Origin of the sequence: Vibrio sinus (genome assembly GCF_023634645.1) — a bacterium.
GTDB lineage: Bacteria > Pseudomonadota > Gammaproteobacteria > Enterobacterales > Vibrionaceae > Vibrio > Vibrio sinus.
Genome location: NZ_JAMKMR010000002.1, coordinates 298,313 through 317,858, shown reverse-complemented (window position 1 = coordinate 317,858; position 19,546 = coordinate 298,313). Strand labels below are relative to the sequence as shown.

Here is a 19,546-nt window from a genome sequence, read left to right as displayed (position 1 = left end):
GGAAGTTTATTGGCAAGCGTTTTTTTGAGATTTTTTATATTAAATACGTGTTCGAGAAAAATTTGAGCTAGAAGTGACATTTACCCACAACAAATAGGCATTATCCACCACATATACACAATATGATGTGGTTAACTATATCGTTAATCATCACTTTCAAAGAAATAAGAGATACGTGAGCGCGGATTTAAATACTCTTTCACCTTATCTGGCAGTTTATTAGGTAGGATGGCGTTAACAATTTTTATGTCTTTATCCTCTAACTCGATAATTGGAGCTTGAGTCCGAGGCACTGAAGGGTCATAAATCAGCACATTGGGAAACAATATCGCTTTACTATTGACAGAAATGACCAAGCCGACCATTTGATTCGATAGTTGAACCACTGTACCTGGAGGATAGACCCCCATAAACTTGATCAGAAGATTCAAGTTATCTTGGTTATAGTGCTTTTTACAGTTCTTATATAAGTGGGATAGCGCAACGTAAGGAATTTTTTGCTCTGAAGGAATATTCGGATGACACAAATTATCGTAAGCATTAGCTAAAGCCACTATCTGGGCCAACTCATCAATCTCAGACTCTTTTAATCCTTCTGGATATCCTGAGCCATCGCTAAGCTCATGATGCTGAGCAATCACTTTCATGGCACTTTCAGGAAAAGAGTCCATATTGTTGGCAAGCTCTACACCATACTTCGTATGTAGCTTAAGATAGTTTTTTTCTGGTTCTGTCAGTGGTACCTGCTTGCGAACTATTGTCGTGGGCACTTTTAACTTACCGATGTCATGAAATAAAGAGGCAAAAGACAGCTCCTTTAACTTCTCAGCATCAAGCCCCTTTGCTTTACCAATCATTAGAGCAATCACAGATACATTTAGACAATGGAAATAGACGTCTTCAAACTCACTCTTACTATTTATTAAGTGTAGAGTGACATGATCATCACACATAAGTATATCAACTATGTCGCTAACTAACTGAGTGGCTTCACCTATGGCCTGCTCAGGACGACTGCGAATCTTATTCATCACAGCTCGCATTCTAGATAAAGAGCGTTCAAACTCTTTTTCGCAACTTATGACTCTACGTCTATAGGCATTGAGCTTTTCTATCCGTTGCTGCTTTTCTTCCCACATTTTCTGGGTTTCTGCATCTATTTCTTGTTTGTCTTCTTTATTCTTTGCTTCTGCAGCTGGTTCTGTATTTGGAGGTAGTGGTTTGGTATCACTTTGACTTAAGTTTATAAAAACATGCTCAATCCCCAGATGACGAATCATGTTTATCTGTTCTTCACTTTTGATCTTAAAACTATTGAACAGGAAGGGATGATCGTTCCATTTGACAGGAAGACGAATATGGAGGCCTGGCTGAAGCCTATCAACGGTGATTTTAATACTCGCCACTAAAACAACCTCCTGTGTTTAAGCTTATATATCACCTTGGTTCAAGAGTTAGGTGTGTGTGAATGGTAAGCGACACAATTAGACGATGGCATTTATTGATGCTATTGAGCACCTAGCCCATACGATAAACTTGTAAAAATACACACTTAAAAGATAGTCAATCTAGTCCATCTCGCAACCATCTTATGCTCTAAATTATTTGAAAATGTATACAAGCTCACTCTAGAAACATTTGCTCCTAGAGTAAGCTAAACTAAGTCCCTTGTCCTGCTCCCTAGCCACCTCTACGTCCTGCATCTTGAAGTCGCTAGGGAGTCTAACTATTGAACTCCTTTAATCCAGTAAAGCGTGTCTTGCGACTTATTACTTCGAGGATGACCTTCCGCAAGGATTTTAATTTTTCCTTTGTAATCTAATGATGCACATTGAACTGGGCCAAGTTCCGTATTGTAACAGTCAACCAAAAGTGAATCGTATACAGGATCTTTACCCTGCAAAATAGCGACCGCTTGGTTTTTCTTCACCATATGTACTGGCCAGTTTTCGAATAGATAGATAATCGATGACATGGTTTCAGTAAAGTTGATCCCGGCAATTTTGGAGCGTTGCTCAACCGGAACCTGCCTAGCAAACTTGTTTAAATCCGTTCGCATATCCTTGGTCACGTCAATACCTGGGAACAAATGTGTGATGCCCGCTGAGAAAAACAGTGCAGTAATCACAGACATTTTCACCCAACTTTTCCACTTAGTTGTCTCCACTACCCACATCAGCGCAACAAACACAAAAATCAAAGCCGCTGTCCAATGCCATTCAGCTAGCCACGTGATAGTGCGCTCAGGAATTTTCTTCATTGGTAACAACTGATACCAAAGCGGTGTCGTCGCGATTAAAACAAGGAACACACTCATAAGCAGAGCCCAACCCTGCCTATATCGATTAACCCAATTACCCTTAAGCTGAGAGATTGCCTGAGTTGATATCATTGCCAAAAGAGGCATTAGCGGAGCAAGGTACATCGACCGCTTTGTTTCTGAATAGGAGAAGACGAATATAACGGTTGCAAACCACACTAATAAAAAGCCGTCATACCAAGAAATGGATTTTTCTTTCAAATAACGCTTTACAAGAAGCACAAACCAGCCAAAGAAAAACACGGTCCAAGGAAGCGTATACTCGGTAAGTCCATTTAAATAGTAAAATGGTCTGCCCTTAATAACGTGTCCCAAGGCAGCTGCCGCGGTACCCGTAAATCGTCCAACCTGATTTTGCCAAAACCACTCATACCAAAGTTGAGGAGAAGCGGTGAGATAAAAGGGATATACCCAACATGCAATAGTGATCACCATGATCGCAATGCCAATAACATGGTGCGCCACAACCTTAGAGTTTGTCGGAAATACCTCTTGGTCTTGTTTTCTCAAATAACAATACCGAGCCAACAAATACACCCAAGCAGGAAAGATCAAGACAATCGCAACTGGGCCTTTGCTTAAAAATGCTAGCCCGGTAAATAGCCCGGCCCAATACAACCAGCGAGTTTTGTTAGCAAAATAGGCTTCCGCAAATGCCCAAATGGCGGCTGTCACAAAAAAGATCAAAGATGCATCAACCCTTAACCAATGAAAGTTGAGAATAAAACCTTCAGAAGTGGCCAAAATTGCAAACGCAATCCACGCAGACTGAGTATCTTTTAATCTTTTCACTAACTTAAAGGTAACGAACAAAGTGCCTAAACATAAAAGCGCCAGCGCCAACCTGCCTGACATTACCGCATCTAAAGGGGTAATGTGCATGACCAAAGTTGAAATGATAAAAAATAGTGGTGGCTTTTCTACAAATGATATATTCGCGTAGGATGGAATAATGAAGTTGCCCGTCATGTACATGTTATGAATAATGGCAGCAACTCGAGGTTCATCTGGAGTCCAAACTTGGTGATCAAAAAGGCCGCTAAAAGTAACGACAACGCTTGCCAAAACTAAGCAAACTTTCCAGAACTCAATCTTTTTGTCTTTCATTTAATCTGTGATCTCAGCGATAACGCATATGGGTGGAAAACAATCAATAATAGGGGCTCACTCTAACCCGCTACCTCTAAATGTCAATCGCTAACCCAGTGTGACTAACACAGTTCTGACAGTGTCGTTTGGTATTGGCAAAATCGGACAACAAAGATAGACACTAGCTTTAAATGCCTAACACCTCCCCAGCTCATGAATTTAGTTAATAAGGCGCACATCTATCCACTTCACCCACCAGAACCTTTGTGGCTTATCGCTTTCGATAAACTCAAGCAACGAATGCACTTTATTCCCATACCCGGTGAGTTTGATTTTTCTTGCGGCCAAGATTTTCTGACACTTGCCGTCTTTAACCAACTCTCGTTCCAAGTACCAACGATTGAGCTGTTTATTGGCGTTATCGCGTATGGCGTAGAAGCTGGAAATATCTCGGCAAATCAATGTGCCTTTACGGACATATCCTAGTTGCGGCTCAAACCAATAATGTCCGAAAAACCAATGTCTGGCCTCAACATATAGGGGGCAAAGCAGAATTAGTAACAAGCCGACCTTTAAATAGAATGTGATGTGAACAAGGTGAAGCACATATGTATCCCATAATAACTAACTACTATGAGTCTGGACTACTTTGGGGAAGAAATCATGTAGGGCAACAGATGGAACGCAAACGTCTATAACGTTATGGAAGGAAAGCAATTGAACAAAGCTCATTCGCATACTACGCAAAATTACGACATAGATGAAAGTTCGAGTATTAGATTGAAAAGCTGATTCTGAGAATGGCTTGCTTTAAGCCTTTGATTTTATATAAAAATAGAGGTGGTACCGGTGGGCGGACTTGAACCGCCACGCCCGAAGGCAACGGATTTTGAATCCGTCGTGTATACCAATTTCACCACACCGGCATCTTTGGGCTTGTGCCCGTTGATGGAAAGGCATTATACGTAAGAAGTTATCGGGTGCAAGAGCAAAAGTCAGTATTTCCAGTTGTTTGCTGAATATTTAGCCACAAGTGGCAAATCTGCGCGTTTATTCGTTTTATTCTTGGTGTCGAACCGATATCCTGCATAGATAATTTACTATGGATGTAACGGAATGATGATGGACTTATCGACCCTACCGAAAGCTGGTCTATTACGACGATTGGGTGCACTTTTCTACGATTGCCTAATCATAATTGCAATAGAGATGATCGCAGCAGGCGTTATCGTTGCCGCCCTTCAAGCACTGCTAAAGTTTAATGCTATCAGTCTCGGTTCCTACGTTGATATCGCGGATCTACTGGATAACCACCCCATATGGAGCCTCGCGTATTTCGCATATTTGCTGAGTGTATGGCTGGCTTTTTATCTTTATTTCTGGCGTAAAGCGGGGCAAACGTTAGGAATGCGTGCATGGCGGCTTAAACTTATCAATCAAAAGGGGCAATACGTCTCTACCTCTCAAGTCCTAATTCGACTCATCACGTCATTATTTGGCATCGCAAATTTCTTGGCGTTATTTGGTAAACGGGGCCTTCAAGATATTCTCGCCAAAACAGAAGTAGTCATACTGCCGCAAGCTTCATGAGCAAAGCCAAAAAGCAAAACGGGAAGGTCACTTGACCTTCCCGTTTTATATTATTTGCAGCTTCTAGAGCTTTCTTCGTAATAGAAGCAAAGCAATCATTAGTGTCACAATACTCGGTGCAATCGCCCCCAATACCGGAGGGAATCCGTAAACTAGACTAAGTGGCCCAAAGAATTCACTCGCAATGTAGAAGGTGAATCCGGCAATGACACCCGATAAGATTCGTGCTCCCATGGTAACGCTTCTCAGCGGGCCAAATATGAACGACAGCGCTAACAGCATCATTACAGCGATGGAAATAGGCGATGTAATTTTACCCCATAAAGCCAGCTCATAACGAGATGCATCCTGATCAGACGCCTTCATATAACTCACATAATCGTACAAACCACTCAGCGACAGCTCAGCGGGTTTAACTGTCACCACAGCTAACTTGTCAGGCTCCAGCGACGTGGTCCAAGTTTTCTCTGGCACTTCAGTTTTGCTGAGCTGATGTGAGTTAACAAAATTGGTGATTTGGACATTTTTCATTAGCCAGTGATGCTCAGACACAAAGTCCGCTTCTTTGGCATAGATAACACTTTTCAATTGCTTGTCTGTACCAAATCGCCACATATTCAGGCCATAGACTTTGTTGTTATCTACCTTGGCAATAAACATAAAGTCATTGGCATCCCGGGCCCACACCCCCGCTCTAGCGGAAAATATTTTCCCGTTTGAGGTCGCGTACGCTCTAAGATCTCGCGCCATTTTTTGTGCTTGAGGAGCTCCCCACTCTCCCAATAGCATGACAATAATCATCAGAGGCACCGCCGTTTTCAAAACAGACAGACCGATATCCAATTTGGAAAAGCCTGATGCTTGCATCACCACCAGCTCTGAACTGGATGCCATCATCCCTAAGCCAATCAAGGCTCCCAATAATGCCGCTAACGGGAAAAACATTTCAATGTCACGAGGAACACTGAGAATCACAAAATAAAAAGCCTGAATTAGATCATAAGTCCCTTCACCCACCTTTCTTAGCTGCTCGACATACTTGATGATGCCAGATAGACCGACAAAAGTAGCCAGCACGATAGATGAGGTGGCGATGATGGTTCGGCCAATATATAAATCGAGTATTTTAAACACGGTTAGGCCACCTTCTTCTTACGCAACTTGAAGCGCTCTTTTAATTTTCTGACGTAAACTCCGTCTAACGAATTCACCACAATCGCGCCTAATAGTAGAATCGCATTCGCTGGCCACAAGCCAATCCATGTAGGAATAGAGCCATCTTCAATGCTCGATTTCATCGCACTGATTAACAAGAAATACGTTAAGTAAATCAATATAGCCGGGCCCATTTTGGCAAATCGTCCTTGCCTTGGGTTTACTCTAGAAAGCGGCACCACCAACATAGTAAGAAGCGGAATACATATCACCAACGAAATACGCCATTGCAGTTCGGCTTTCGCTGGCAAACTATTCATTTTTATCAGGTCTAAGGTCGGCGTTGCCTGCCAGTCTCGCCCTGGCGGACCGACTGCTCGTTTGCCTATCACACCGGTGTACTTATCAAAATTAGTGATCATATAGTCTAATCGAGTTGGCACCCCTTCGTATCGGGTACCATCATAAAGGGTAATCACTTGACGCCCGGTGTTAGACTCCGTGATGTCACCTGTATGAGAAAAGATAACACTCGGCAATAGTGATCCCCTTGGGCGCAACTGGGCAACAAATACATTAGTCAGTTTTTTATCCTTTATGTTGTCGATAAAAATGACCGATGAGCCATCAGGTGTCGGCTGAAAAGTGCCTTTTTTCAGCAGTTCAACGGTATCTTCTGCTGCAATTTTCGTCATGATTTCGTCAACTTTATGCTGACCCCAAGGTGATAACCACAATGAGTTAAATCCAGCTACTGCCATCGTGATTACAGCAAGATATAGCGCCGCATGGACTAAGAATTTATTACCAATCCCCGTGGCATTCATCACCGTAATTTCACTCTCAGCGTATAAACGGCCAAAAGTAAGCAAGATACCCACAAAGATACTCAGTGGCAGCATCAGCTGTCCCATACGTGGCATATTCAAACCCACGATGGACAAAATCATATTAGCGGGTATATTTCCGTCCGAAGCATCACCCAGCACACTGATAAATTGCTGGCTAAGAAACACTAAAAAAAGCACAAAAAAGATTGCTAACTGACTCTTGAGTGTCTCGCGGATCAAATATCTAACAATAATCACGCTGAAATCACCTACACAAAACTTGTATTTTTAATCGAATCACTATAATTTCCCGTTGAACCTTATAATTTTTAAATTTTTTTCTAACTGTTAGTTTGCTAATTTAAATATGATCCGCTCGCGGATTCAACAAGTAAGATTGCATTATCTAACATTTAGTTCTATTTGTCTTCAGGATGTAGGAGTACTCATGGAGTTTAGTGTAAAAAGTGGTAGCCCAGAAAAGCAACGTAGTGCATGTATCGTTGTGGGTGTTTTCGAACCACGTCGCCTTTCTCCGGTCGCAGAGCAATTGGATAAAATTAGCGATGGCTACATTAGCTCATTGCTACGACGCGGTGATTTAGAAGGTAAACCTGGGCAGATGTTACTTCTGCATCAAGTGCCAGGTGTACTTTCTGAACGTGTCCTTTTGGTAGGGTGTGGTAAAGAGCGTGAACTTGGTGAGCGCCAATACAAAGAAATCATCCAAAAAACCATCAGCACTTTAAACGAAACAGGTTCAATGGAAGCGGTATGCTTTCTTACAGAGCTGCACGTTAAAGGGCGAGACACTTACTGGAAAGTAAGACAAGCAGTAGAAGCCACCAAAGACGGCTTGTATACTTTCGATCAATTTAAGAGCAGCAAGCCTGAAACTCGCAGACCATTAAGAAAATTGGTCTTCAACGTGCCAACTCGCCGCGAGCTCAATATTGGTGAAAAAGCTATTACTCATGGTTTAGCGATTGCATCCGGTGTGAAAGCATGTAAAGACTTAGGTAACATGCCACCAAATGTAGCTAACCCAGCTTATCTTGCCTCACAAGCTCGTCGCCTAGCAGATGACTTTGAATCAGTCACCACAAAAATTGTTGGCGAAGAAGAAATGGAAAAGCTAGGCATGACTTCATACCTAGCGGTCGGTCGTGGTTCGAAAAACGAATCTATGATGTCTGTCATTGAATATAAAGGCAACCCAGACTCTGACGCCAAGCCTATCGTACTGGTCGGTAAAGGACTGACGTTCGATTCTGGCGGTATTTCACTTAAGCCTGGCGAAGGCATGGATGAGATGAAATATGACATGTGTGGTGCCGCTTCAGTATTCGGCACCATGAAAGCCTTGGCAAAACTGAATCTGCCAATTAACGTCATTGGCGTCCTTGCTGGCTGTGAAAACATGCCTGGCGGCCAAGCTTATCGCCCTGGTGATATTTTGACGACAATGTCAGGCCAAACCGTAGAAGTACTCAATACTGATGCGGAAGGTCGGTTGGTATTGTGTGACGCATTAACTTACGTTGAGCGCTTTAGCCCTGAGTGTGTGGTTGACGTTGCAACCTTGACTGGTGCGTGCGTTATCGCTCTGGGTCATCACATCAGTGGCGTCATGTCGAACCATAACCCACTATCCCATGAAATCATCAATGCATCAGAGCAAGCCAGCGATCGTGCATGGCGCCTGCCGATGACCGATGAATTCCATGATCAACTTAAGAGCCCGTTTGCCGACATGGCTAACATTGGTGGTCGTCCTGGTGGTTCAATTACCGCTGGCTGCTTCTTATCGAAATTTGCTAAGAAATATCACTGGGCGCACCTGGATATTGCAGGCACAGCCTGGAAATCAGGTGCTGCAAAAGGCTCAACTGGCCGACCAGTATCGCTATTGGTTCAGTTCCTGCTAAACCGCAGCGATCAAGAAAGCGAAGAATAATAATAAGGGCCGCAAGGCCCTTTTCTCTTACCCTTTATGGCTAACGCAACCTTTTACATCGTCTCTGCAGATACACCGCAAGCCTCTCCTACTGGCTTTATCGAGTACGTGATTTTTCTTGTCCACCACTTTGTTCAACAAAATGCCAAAGTGTATTTGAACTGCTTGAATAGATCCCATGCAGAAGAAGTTGCAGAAGCGTTTTGGAGTCTGGAAACCGACAAGTTTATTCCACATAACCTAGTCGGTGAAGGCCCCAAAAACGGCACTAGTGTTGAGATTGGTTTTGATGGCATTAACCCATCGTGGAACCGACAAATCATAATAAATTTAGCGGATATTAATTCAACCTTTGCGAACCAGTTCACAGAGGTGATAGACTTCGTTCCTTGCGATGAAAATTCAAAGCATTTAGCCCGAGCTCGATATAAGATGTACCGTCAAGCTGGATTTCAAATGCAAACCATCGAAATAAAACACCCATAATCAAACTTTATAGCTAAGGCACCTTAGTCAATGATTGTATTAAGATGACTCATTTATAACGTTTGATTTAATACTCACAATTACAGTATCCATTAAGAGCGCTATGGAAAAGACATACAACCCAACTTCAATTGAGCAAGCTTTATACCAAGCTTGGGAAGAAAAAGGCTACTTTAAGCCACACGGTGACACCACAAAAGAATCATACAGTATCATGATACCGCCACCGAACGTCACTGGTAGCCTGCACATGGGCCATGCGTTCCAAGATACTATCATGGATACTTTGATACGTTGCCAACGCATGAAAGGCAAAAATACCTTGTGGCAAGTAGGTACTGACCACGCAGGTATTGCCACACAAATGGTGGTTGAGCGTAAGATTGCTGCCGAAGAAGGAAAGACTAAGCACGACTACGGCCGCGATGCATTCATCGACAAAATCTGGGAGTGGAAAGGCGAGTCAGGTGGCACCATCACTAAGCAGCTTCGCCGTCTAGGTGCTTCTGTGGATTGGGATCGCGAACGCTTCACCATGGACAATGGCCTGTCCAATGCGGTTCAAGAAGTGTTTGTTCGTCTCTACGAAGAAGACCTCATTTACCGTGGCAAACGTCTTGTTAACTGGGATCCAAAACTACACACCGCGATCTCTGATTTAGAAGTAGAAAACAAAGATAAGAAAGGCCACATGTGGCACTTCCGCTACCCTTTAGCTGATGGCGTAAAAACGGCAGAAGGTAAAGACTATATTGTGGTTGCTACAACCCGTCCAGAGACCATGCTCGGCGATACTGGTGTGGCTGTTAACCCAGAAGATCCTCGTTATAAAGATCTCATTGGTAAAGAAATCCTGCTTCCTATTGTTGATCGTCGTATTCCAATTGTGGGCGATGAACACGCCGACATGGAAAAAGGCACAGGTTGTGTGAAAATCACGCCAGCTCACGACTTCAATGACTATGAAGTTGGCAAGCGCCACCAGCTACCAATGATCAACATTCTAACGTTCAATGCAGACATACGCGACGCTGCAGAAGTCTTCACCACCAATGGTGAGCCTAGTGATGCCTACTCGACTGTACTGCCTGAAAAATATCACGGAATGGAGCGTTTTGCCGCCCGTAAAGCGATTGTTGCCGAATTTGAACAACTTGGTCTACTTGATGAAATCAAAGATCACGATCTCACCGTCCCTTATGGTGACCGTGGTGGCGTGGTCATCGAGCCTATGCTCACTGACCAGTGGTATGTTCGCACCGCTCCGCTGGCTGAAACCGCAACCAAAGCCGTCGAAGATGGTGACATTCAATTTGTGCCGAAGCAATATGAGAATATGTATTTCTCGTGGATGCGCGATATTCAAGACTGGTGTATCTCACGCCAACTTTGGTGGGGCCACCGAATTCCGGCATGGTATGACAACGATGGCAACGTATATGTCGGTCGCACCGAAGAAGAAGTTCGTGAAAAGAACAACTTAGCGCCTGTTGTTGTGCTTCGCCAAGATGATGACGTACTAGATACTTGGTTCTCATCTGCACTTTGGACATTTGGCACTCAGGGCTGGCCTGAGCAAACTGACGATCTGAAAACTTTCCACCCTTCAGACGTGCTTGTTACAGGTTTTGACATCATTTTCTTCTGGGTTGCTCGCATGATCATGATGACCATGCACTTCTGTAAAGACGACAATGGCAAACCACAAGTGCCGTTCAAAACCGTTTACGTTACGGGCCTGATTCGTGACGAAAACGGCGATAAAATGTCGAAATCGAAAGGTAACGTACTTGACCCAATCGATATGATTGATGGTATCGATCTTGAGTCACTAGTCGCTAAGCGCACGGGCAATATGATGCAGCCCCAGCTAGCTAAAAAGATAGAAAAGAACACGCGTAAAACATTTGAAAACGGCATTGAAGCTTACGGAACAGACGCACTTCGTTTCACACTTGCTGCCATGGCCTCGACTGGCCGCGATATCAATTGGGACATGAAGCGCCTAGAAGGTTACCGTAACTTCTGTAATAAACTGTGGAATGCAAGCCGTTATGTTCTGATGAACACCGAAGAGCAAGACTGCGGCTTCAACGGTGGTGAGGTTGAGTTCTCTCTGGCTGACAAATGGATAGAGTCTCAATTTGAACTCGCCGCTAAAGAGTTCAATGGTCATATTGATAACTACCGTTTGGATATGGCAGCCAACACTATCTACGAGTTCATCTGGAACCAATTCTGTGACTGGTATTTGGAACTGACTAAACCAGTTTTATGGAAAGGGACTGACGCCCAGCAGCGCGGTACTCGTCGCACTCTTATTACCGTACTTGAGAAAACGCTTCGCCTAGCACACCCAGTGTTGCCGTACATCACCGAGACCATTTGGCAAAGTGTCAAACCACTGGTTGATGGCGTGGAAGGTGACACCATCATGCTGCAAGCGCTTCCTCAATATGACGAAGCAAACTTTAACCAAGCTGCACTCGATGATATTGAATGGGTGAAGTCATTCATTACTAGCATTCGTAACCTACGTGCTGAGTACGATATCAATCCGGGTAAGCCTCTTGAAGTCATGCTGAAAGCGGCAAACAATGAAGATGCCGCGCGCTTACAAGCAAACCAGCAAGTATTAACTTCATTAGCTAAGCTTGAGTCCATCCGTGTGCTGTCTGCTGATGAACAAACTCCAGCATGTGCAACCGCACTAGTCGCAAAGTCTGAGCTAATGATCCCAATGGCCGGATTGATTGATAAAGACGCTGAGCTGGTTCGTCTTGATGGCGAAGTGAAAAAGACACAAGGCGAAATAAAACGCATTGAAGGCAAGCTTAATAACCAAGGCTTTGTTGCCAAAGCGCCCGAAGCGGTCGTGGCTAAAGAGCGTGCCAAACTTGAAGGCTACAAAGAAACTTTGGTTAAGCTTGAAGAGCAGATCCAAACGATCTCTAATCTTTAATCGCTAAGATATTCATTCCTAGGCAGCCTCTGTGCTGCCTTTTTTCTGCCTATTTACCCATTTATTGACTACCATTAAAAAAGAGGGTTCGTAGGGAGGAACGTGGCATGGATTCTCGCTTGCACTCGCTAAAACATATTGCGCTACTGTTAACCTTAGCTTTGTTACTTAGTAGCAGTTCTTCACTGGCTGAGACAACCCCATCTTCTTCCGTCGATAATAAAGTGATACGCATCAGCGCTGGTGAATGGCCACCATTTATAGGTCAAAACTTACAAAACCACGGCTTTGTTGCACAGATTGTCACTCAAGCATTTGCTTACCAAGGTTACCAAGTCGAGTTTTATTTCCTGCCGTGGAAACGCGCTTACAATGAAGCTGCACAAGGTAAATTTGATGCCACCGCGATATGGATGTTTGACGAGGCTAGAACCGAGCACTTTCACTATAGCGAGCCAGTCAGTCGCGAAGAGTTCGTGTTTTTTCACCACGTCGATAATCAATTCGACTGGAAAACCCTCAGCGACATAAAAGGCAAACATCTTGGTGGTGGCCTAGGTTATAGTTATGGCGATGAACTTAACCAACTGATCGAAGACAAACAAGTTACGATGAGCCGAGTCAACGAGCCAAAACAGAATTTATTGCGCTTATCTCACAAACGTATTGATTTGTACCCTGAAGAGGTGCATATCGGCTACTACGTGCTAATGCAGCAGCCTGAATTAGAAGGCCAAATCACCCACCACCCAGTAGCATTTCTCACCAATCACAACTACTTGTTGATTCCAAAATCTCACCCAAACAGCGAAAAAATTCTCGCTGAGTTTAATCAAGGGCTGAGTAAATGGAAACTTGAACACTCAAACAACACTGTAAAGTGATGCTCTTAATAACGTGATTGCAGCTGAGAACGTTATGGTCTAGGTAATTTTTTGTAGTCTGGTAGCATTGGTGCCGCATCAAAGTGCTGAAAAATCTGTGCTTTCGCCGCGGGGTAAAATTCACACTCAGCAAAAACATTAGACAGCTTTTCAGTCTCAGGGTGGTAAAAGCTCAATTCTGCAGCATGTAATTGAAGACGTTCGGAAAATGCTAACGCCTCTTCGCCAGCATAAAATTCATCACCAACAATAGGGTTGCCTAATGCCTGCATATGAACTCTAAGCTGATGTGACCGGCCCGTAATGGGTAACAAGCGAACGACACAGCATTTGTCTTCTCTTTCAACAACCTGATACAAAGTTTTAGAAGGCTTGCCATGTTCAAAACATACTTTTTGCTTCGGACGGTTTGGCCAATCACAGATTAAGGGCAAATCGATCTCACCTTTATCGTTCTCAATATTCCCCCACACACGGGCATAATAGATCTTGTGAGTTAAGCGATATTGAAATTGCTTCTTCAACGTGCGTTCTGCCGATTTATTTTTAGCAAATAGCATAAGACCAGAAGTAGACATATCCAAGCGATGGACCACCTGGATATCAGGAAAGTCAGCAACAAGTCGGCTCCACAAACTGTCATAATGCTCTTCTCGTTTACCTGGCACGGAAAGCAACCCTGGTGGCTTGTTGGCCACTAAAAGGTGTTCATCTTCAAACACAATGTTAATCCACGGGTCAGTTGGTGGATGGTATTCAGTCATAGCCATGTCATGCAGCAGCCTGTTCGGTTCGAGCGTAAAATTGGCCGGATTATACCCTAGCTGGACTGCCCTTGTACTAAAAAGTAAAACCGATCACATTCCTCACTATCGCTGCCAGTAAGATTGCATGGTTAAATAGAGAATAATAAATCACTGAAAAAACCAAACCGCAGGAAGCAAACATGGATCAAACACCTCCGCTCAACTCTTCTTCTCCATTACCTATCACCAAACTGATTCGATTACTTGGCCCTGGTATCATGATGGCCGCAGCCGCTGTCGGAGGATCACACCTTGTGGCATCGACCAAAGCAGGTGCGATATATGGATGGCAGCTCGCCGGGCTGATTTTGTTGGTCAATATCTTAAAGTACCCTTTTTTTCGCGCTGGTGTTCAATACACAATGGGGACAGGCAAAAGCTTAGTCGAAGGATATTCTCTACTTGGCCGATTTTATCTGTACCTATATGCCTTCTTGTGTATCATTTCAGCCTTTATCAATACCGCGGCGTTGGTCATATTCAGCGCCAATTTATTGGGCTACTTTCTTCCTGTCACCTTACCTATCACCTGGCTATCGACCATAATTGTCGCCGTGTGCTTAGCCATTTTGATCGCAGGACATTATCGTGCTCTCGACCTACTCTCCAAATTCATTATGGCAACCTTGTCTATTGCAACTGTTGTGGCAGTGCTGATTGCTTTAGATTTGCCTGCCAGCACACAAGTCATACAGCCAGAGTTATCTCCTTGGAACCTTGCAGCCATCGGCTTTATAGTAATAACCATGGGCTGGATGCCTGCTCCAATTGAGATTTCCAGCATTACTTCAATGTGGCTGAAAAATCAGAAGCGACATCATAACGTCACCGCACAATCGGCATTTTTTGACTTTAATGTCGGCTATATAGGGACCACCTTATTAGCCTTGATATTCTTAGCATTAGGCGCACTCATCATCCACGGTTCAGGGGCTCAGCTATCTAGTTCCGGGGTCGGATTTACCCACCAACTAGTCGGCATGTATGCCACTACCATTGGCGAGTGGTCACGTTATCTTATCGCCATCATTGCCTTTTTCTGTATCTTTGGCAGTACCATTACGGTGATTGATGGATACGCTAGGGTCATTTCAGAGTCCCAACGACTACTGAAGCGTCAGCCTGAATGCAACAGCAAAGTGACTCAAGCTTGGATGTGGGTGATTTCTATCTGCGCCATCATCATATTGCTATTCTTTTCTTCATCATTAATGCCAATGCTCAACTTTGCCATGATCATGGCTTTTATCACTACGCCATTTTTTGCTCTGTTAAACTACCTATTAATTAATAATCCTGCTCTGCCATCTGAGACAAGATCGGGCAAGATACTTAAATCGTTGTCCATCTTAGGGCTGGTTTATCTGTTTGGCTTTTTAGCGATATTCGTTTGGTGGAAGTGGTTTATCTGATCTAACCCCTATTCAGGCCACACTCACCCAACCCTAGCCTAGCCTATCAGCCACGACTCTATGTGGCTGATTCATGCCTATCGCCTGTTCATGAACAATATGAACATTATTCACTTTTTATTTTTTATTCTTTTTAATTTCTCTATCTGTCCAATCCTCTCTCCCCATTCTAAGTTAACAACCAACCACAAAAATAAACATAAATTTAACAATCAAAAAATTAAAAACTGTATCCAACGGGGGAAACGACATGGTCAAAGGACTTACAAAAACATTGACAGCACTGGCCCTAACAGCCAGCGTCTCACTGAGTACATTCGCTTCTGATATGCAGAAAATCCACTTTTTAATTCCAGGCGGCGCTGGTGGTGGCTGGGATATGACCGCAAGAAGCACTGGTGATGCGTTGGTCAAAGCAGGCATTGTCGATAAGGTATCGTTTCAAAATCTCTCAGGCGGCGGTGGCGGCAAAGCGATTGCTCACCTCATAGAGACCGCCAAGCGTCAAGGTGATACCTTGATGGTCAATTCAACCCCCATTGTGATTCGATCGCTGACCGGCATTTTTCCTCAATCTTTTCGCGATCTGACTCCCGTAGCAGCAACTATCGCCGATTATGGTGCCATCGTTGTGTCTGCTGACTCTAAATATAAAAACTGGCAACAGGTGGTCAACGATTTTAAAGCTAACCCGCGTAAAGTGAAAATTGCCGGAGGCTCGGCACGCGGTAGTGCTGATCACTTGGTAATTGCCGCTGCATTCAAAGGCGAAGGATTTGATCCTAAGAAAGTTCGTTACATTGCCTACGATGCCGGAGGAAAAGCGATGGCCGCCCTGTTATCTGGTGAAACACAGCTTTTATCCACGGGCCTAGGTGAAGTATTGGAAATGTCGAAAAATGGCCAGGTAAGAATATTGGCGGTCACCGCGCCAAAGCGCCTACCTTCCGCACCTGATGTTCCAACACTAACCGAATATGGCAACAAAACCGTATTTGCCAACTGGCGTGGATTCTTTGCCGCTCCCGGCATATCTCAAGCCAAGATAGATCAGTACAACTTAGTGCTCAAAGACATGTATAAAACCGACGAGTGGGCAACGGTGCGCAATCGAAATGGTTGGATTGATAATTACAAACCCGATCAAGATTTTTACCACTTTCTTGAAGACCAAGAAAAGCAAATGGGATCACTGATGCGTGAACTCGGCTTCCTTAACTAACTTGCGCCACCACTAGACGGAGTAGAGGTTACCTGATCTCAGCTCCGTCTACCTTTAAGCATTCTCTCTTTTAGTCTTGGATATGTTATGTCTGTACAATCAACAATGCTATTTTGTCGCGACCGCATCGCTGCGATGATTTTTCTGCTCGTGTGTCTTGGCTACGGCTACCAAACCTCACAAATTCCCATGTTCCCCGGTGATGAATACGAACCTTTTACCGCTCGAACGCTACCTACCCTGCTCACCGCATTTGGCGTTATTTTGTCGCTAATACTTCTGGTGACAGCCAAACCTGATGAGAAAAGCGCGTCTTTACTCGGATTTAACTGGAAACTGCTTAGTGGCTTTCTCGTATTGATGGCGTTATATGGCTTAGGCCTGAACTACATCGGCTTTGTACTGGCTACTGGGCTATTTTTACTGGCGGGTTTTTATCTGTTGGGTGAGAGAAAAAAGTCCATCCTCTTTGGCGCATCCTTTCCCTTTGTTATCGCATTTTATCTATTACTCACGCAAGGCCTAGACATCTATCTCGAGCCTGGCGTTTTATTTTCGGCTTGGTAGGAGAATAATATGTTAGACGGAATATTAGCGGGGCTTTCCACCGCGGTCATGCCGATGAATATTATGATGGTCATTGTTGGCTGTTTCGTTGGGACTTTCATCGGCATGCTACCTGGATTAGGCCCTATTTCAGCCATTGCACTGATGATTCCTATTAGTTATGGCCTCGATCCTGCCTCTGGGCTGATATTAATGGCAGGTGTGTATTATGGCGCTGTCTTTGGCGGCTCGACCTCCTCCATTCTCATCAATGCACCAGGCTGCTCGTCAACGGTTGTCACAGCTTTTGATGGCTATCCCATGGCACAAAAAGGCATGGCTGGTAAAGCACTGGCTCTGGCCGCCTACTCGTCATTCACCGGAGGGACCCTTTCCGCCATCATGTTGTTGGTTGCCGCCCCGGCACTAGCCAGTGTGTCGTTGAGCTTTCAGTCATCCGATTATTTTGCATTAATGCTCGTAGGTTTATCCGCGGTTGCCGCATTTGCAGGTAAAGGCCAAGTACTAAAAGCTTGGATGATGACCATTCTAGGCTTGATGCTTTCTACAGTGGGTATAGACAAAGGAGTGGGCGTCGAGCGTTTCACCTTTGGTTTCACTGATCTGATGGATGGGTTCAGCTTCTTGTTGTTAGCGATGGCGACTTTTGCCCTGGGTGAGACTTTAATGGGAGTTCTCAAGCCGCAAAACGATACTCGAAAAGAGGAGAGCAGTAAGCTAAATAACATTGGCAGTATGAAAGTCAGCAAAGAGGAAATAAAAGAAGTCGCTCCGGTGTCTCTGCGCTCTTCTGTGCTGGGCTTCTTTACTGGTGTGTTACCTGGCGCTGGCGCTACCATAGCTGCGTTTTTAAGCTATGGTATGGAGCGCAACCTTGCACCGAAAAAGAAACGGGAAGAGTTTGGTAAAGGCAGTATACGCGGCCTTGTCGCACCAGAGTCTGCCAACAATGCGGCCTCAAGTGGCTCTTTCGTCCCGCTATTAACGCTAGGTATTCCTGGCTCGGGCACCACAGCAATCATGTTAGGGGCACTCATCGCCTATGGTATACAGCCAGGCCCAAGACTATTTGTCGATCACCCAGATGTATTTTGGTCAGTCATTATCTCGATGTATTTTGGTAATATCGTGTTGATTATCCTCAATTTGCCGTTAATTCCGTATATTTCTAAGCTATTGATGGTGCCACGCACTGTATTGCTGCCCATGATACTTTTCTTCTCCATCACAGGGGTGTATCTGGTGTCGTTTAATACTATGGATGTGTTTATCATGCTGATCATTGCCATGGCCGCTATTGCTTTGAGGCTGGCAAATTTCCCACTTGCACCGCTATTACTTGGCTTTATATTGGGTGGGCTGATGGAAGAGAATTTAAGGCGGGCACTGATGATCAGTGATGGTGAATTAAGCTTCTTATGGGATCGTCCAATTACAGCGGTGTTCACTACTCTAGCGGTCGTGGTTTTAGCCGCTCCGATCCTCAGCAAAGCCATCAGCTACTTTAAACAGCGTCAAACCACGTCGGCGACCAATTAGCCACACAATAATCTGAACAACGTCAGGTAAGTTATCACTTACCTGACTAACTTTTTATAGCTTCGTTCCGGGCGGCCTACCGTGCCATACTCAATATCTGCAACCAGCTCGCCAGTGCCAATCAAATATTCCAAATAACGCCTTGCTGTAGTGCGGCTGGCTCCAATTTTTACCCCAGCCTCGTCAGCCGTGAGTTGAATCTCCTCGGTAAAAAGTGCCCGGATCTTATCTAGGGTCATACCATCAATCCCTTTGGGTAATTGATTGGCGTCGGATTCGGATTGACTGGAAGGCTGCAGCATTTTATCGACCAGCTTCTGATCAAGATCTGACGCGCTAGCCAACTCTTGCTTCTGAGCACGATATTTATTCAGCGCTGACTCAAGACGGGAGAAAATCACTGGCTTTAACAAATAGTCAACCACGCCACCACGCATCGCTTCTTGTAAGGTATCCACATCTCGAGCAGCGGTAATTAAGATCACATCACAGTGCTGTTTTTGCAATCTCACTTGGCGCAAAATATCTAGCCCATCGCCATCTGGTAAATACACATCAAGTAACACAAGCTCTGGCTGTAACAGCTCCAACTGTATTTCTGCTTCACTTTGTGAGGTGGCAATACCTACCACCTCAAATCCATCAATTTGTTGTAAATATCGGTTATGTACCTCGGCGATGCCCTGATCATCTTCAATGATCATCACTTTTGTCGTTGTCTTCATAT

At 44.4% G+C, this 19,546-nt stretch carries 16 protein-coding genes and 1 tRNA gene; 10 read left to right on the top strand and 7 right to left on the bottom strand.

Features of this window, described 5'->3' with window-relative positions; genetic code table 11:
- Positions 1-143: 143 nt before the first annotated feature.
- Both M9194_RS03940 and M9194_RS03935 read right to left on the bottom strand, forming a co-directional pair.
- A complete protein-coding gene (locus tag M9194_RS03940; protein WP_250611118.1) occupies positions 144-1,406 on the bottom strand; it encodes a cyclic di-GMP phosphodiesterase in 1,263 nt (420 codons plus the stop codon).
- 320 nt (positions 1,407-1,726) lie between these two features.
- Positions 1,727-3,427: an ArnT family glycosyltransferase gene (locus M9194_RS03935; protein ID WP_250611117.1), complete on the bottom strand. Its 1,701-nt coding sequence runs from the start codon at positions 3,425-3,427 to the stop codon at positions 1,727-1,729.
- A 195-nt stretch (positions 3,428-3,622) separates the two neighbouring features.
- On the opposite strand from M9194_RS03935, the gene M9194_RS03930 reads away from it, so the two are divergent.
- A complete protein-coding gene (locus M9194_RS03930; protein ID WP_250611116.1) occupies positions 3,623-3,895 on the top strand; it encodes a hypothetical protein in 273 nt (90 codons plus the stop codon).
- 355 nt (positions 3,896-4,250) lie between these two features.
- On the opposite strand, the gene M9194_RS03925 is transcribed toward M9194_RS03930, so the two are convergent.
- Positions 4,251-4,335: transfer RNA gene (locus tag M9194_RS03925), tRNA-Leu, on the bottom strand.
- A gap of 193 nt (positions 4,336-4,528) precedes the next feature.
- Between M9194_RS03925 and M9194_RS03920 the strand changes: the two genes are divergently transcribed.
- On the top strand, positions 4,529-4,999 hold the full coding sequence (locus tag M9194_RS03920; RefSeq protein ID WP_250611142.1) for an RDD family protein: 471 nt from the start codon (positions 4,529-4,531) through the stop codon (positions 4,997-4,999).
- A 63-nt stretch (positions 5,000-5,062) separates the two neighbouring features.
- Here M9194_RS03920 and lptG read toward each other — a convergent pair whose 3' ends face one another.
- Together lptG and lptF are read right to left on the bottom strand one after the other, a co-directional pair.
- Complete coding sequence (gene lptG / locus M9194_RS03915) at positions 5,063-6,133, bottom strand: LPS export ABC transporter permease LptG (protein WP_250611115.1); 1,071 nt, start codon at positions 6,131-6,133, stop codon at positions 5,063-5,065.
- A gap of 2 nt (positions 6,134-6,135) precedes the next feature.
- Complete coding sequence (gene lptF / locus M9194_RS03910; RefSeq protein WP_250611114.1) at positions 6,136-7,242, bottom strand: LPS export ABC transporter permease LptF; 1,107 nt, start codon at positions 7,240-7,242, stop codon at positions 6,136-6,138.
- 190 nt (positions 7,243-7,432) lie between these two features.
- Between lptF and pepA the strand changes: the two genes are divergently transcribed.
- The 4 genes from pepA (at position 7,433) to M9194_RS03890 (ending at position 13,273) form a co-directional block, all read left to right on the top strand.
- Complete coding sequence (gene pepA, locus M9194_RS03905) at positions 7,433-8,941, top strand: leucyl aminopeptidase (RefSeq protein ID WP_250611113.1); 1,509 nt, start codon at positions 7,433-7,435, stop codon at positions 8,939-8,941.
- Positions 8,942-8,977: 36 nt separating this feature from the next.
- Positions 8,978-9,427, top strand: a complete 450-nt coding sequence (locus tag M9194_RS03900; RefSeq protein WP_250611112.1) for a DNA polymerase III subunit chi — start codon at positions 8,978-8,980, stop codon at positions 9,425-9,427.
- A gap of 103 nt (positions 9,428-9,530) precedes the next feature.
- A complete protein-coding gene (locus tag M9194_RS03895) occupies positions 9,531-12,389 on the top strand; it encodes a valine--tRNA ligase (protein ID WP_250611111.1) in 2,859 nt (952 codons plus the stop codon).
- A gap of 107 nt (positions 12,390-12,496) precedes the next feature.
- Positions 12,497-13,273, top strand: coding sequence for a substrate-binding periplasmic protein (locus M9194_RS03890; protein WP_250611110.1), 777 nt, complete (start codon positions 12,497-12,499; stop codon positions 13,271-13,273).
- A 32-nt stretch (positions 13,274-13,305) separates the two neighbouring features.
- Here M9194_RS03890 and rluA read toward each other — a convergent pair whose 3' ends face one another.
- Positions 13,306-14,043 (bottom strand): bifunctional tRNA pseudouridine(32) synthase/23S rRNA pseudouridine(746) synthase RluA, encoded by a 738-nt coding sequence (rluA, locus tag M9194_RS03885; protein ID WP_250611109.1) that lies wholly within the window; start codon positions 14,041-14,043, stop codon positions 13,306-13,308.
- A 176-nt stretch (positions 14,044-14,219) separates the two neighbouring features.
- On the opposite strand from rluA, the gene M9194_RS03880 reads away from it, so the two are divergent.
- The 4 genes from M9194_RS03880 to M9194_RS03865 all read left to right on the top strand — a co-directional run bounded on the left by M9194_RS03880 (position 14,220) and on the right by M9194_RS03865 (position 18,819).
- Positions 14,220-15,491, top strand: a complete 1,272-nt coding sequence (locus M9194_RS03880) for an NRAMP family divalent metal transporter (protein WP_250611108.1) — start codon at positions 14,220-14,222, stop codon at positions 15,489-15,491.
- A gap of 250 nt (positions 15,492-15,741) precedes the next feature.
- Positions 15,742-16,713, top strand: coding sequence for a tripartite tricarboxylate transporter substrate binding protein (locus tag M9194_RS03875; protein WP_250611107.1), 972 nt, complete (start codon positions 15,742-15,744; stop codon positions 16,711-16,713).
- Between the two features lie 87 nt (positions 16,714-16,800).
- A complete protein-coding gene (locus M9194_RS03870; protein ID WP_250611106.1) occupies positions 16,801-17,280 on the top strand; it encodes a tripartite tricarboxylate transporter TctB family protein in 480 nt (159 codons plus the stop codon).
- A gap of 9 nt (positions 17,281-17,289) precedes the next feature.
- Positions 17,290-18,819: a tripartite tricarboxylate transporter permease gene (locus M9194_RS03865; protein ID WP_250611105.1), complete on the top strand. Its 1,530-nt coding sequence runs from the start codon at positions 17,290-17,292 to the stop codon at positions 18,817-18,819.
- Between the two features lie 38 nt (positions 18,820-18,857).
- Here the strand turns inward: M9194_RS03865 and M9194_RS03860 are convergent, their stop codons facing one another.
- Positions 18,858-19,544: a response regulator gene (locus M9194_RS03860; RefSeq protein ID WP_250611103.1), complete on the bottom strand. Its 687-nt coding sequence runs from the start codon at positions 19,542-19,544 to the stop codon at positions 18,858-18,860.
- Between the last annotated feature and the right edge of the window lie 2 nt (positions 19,545-19,546).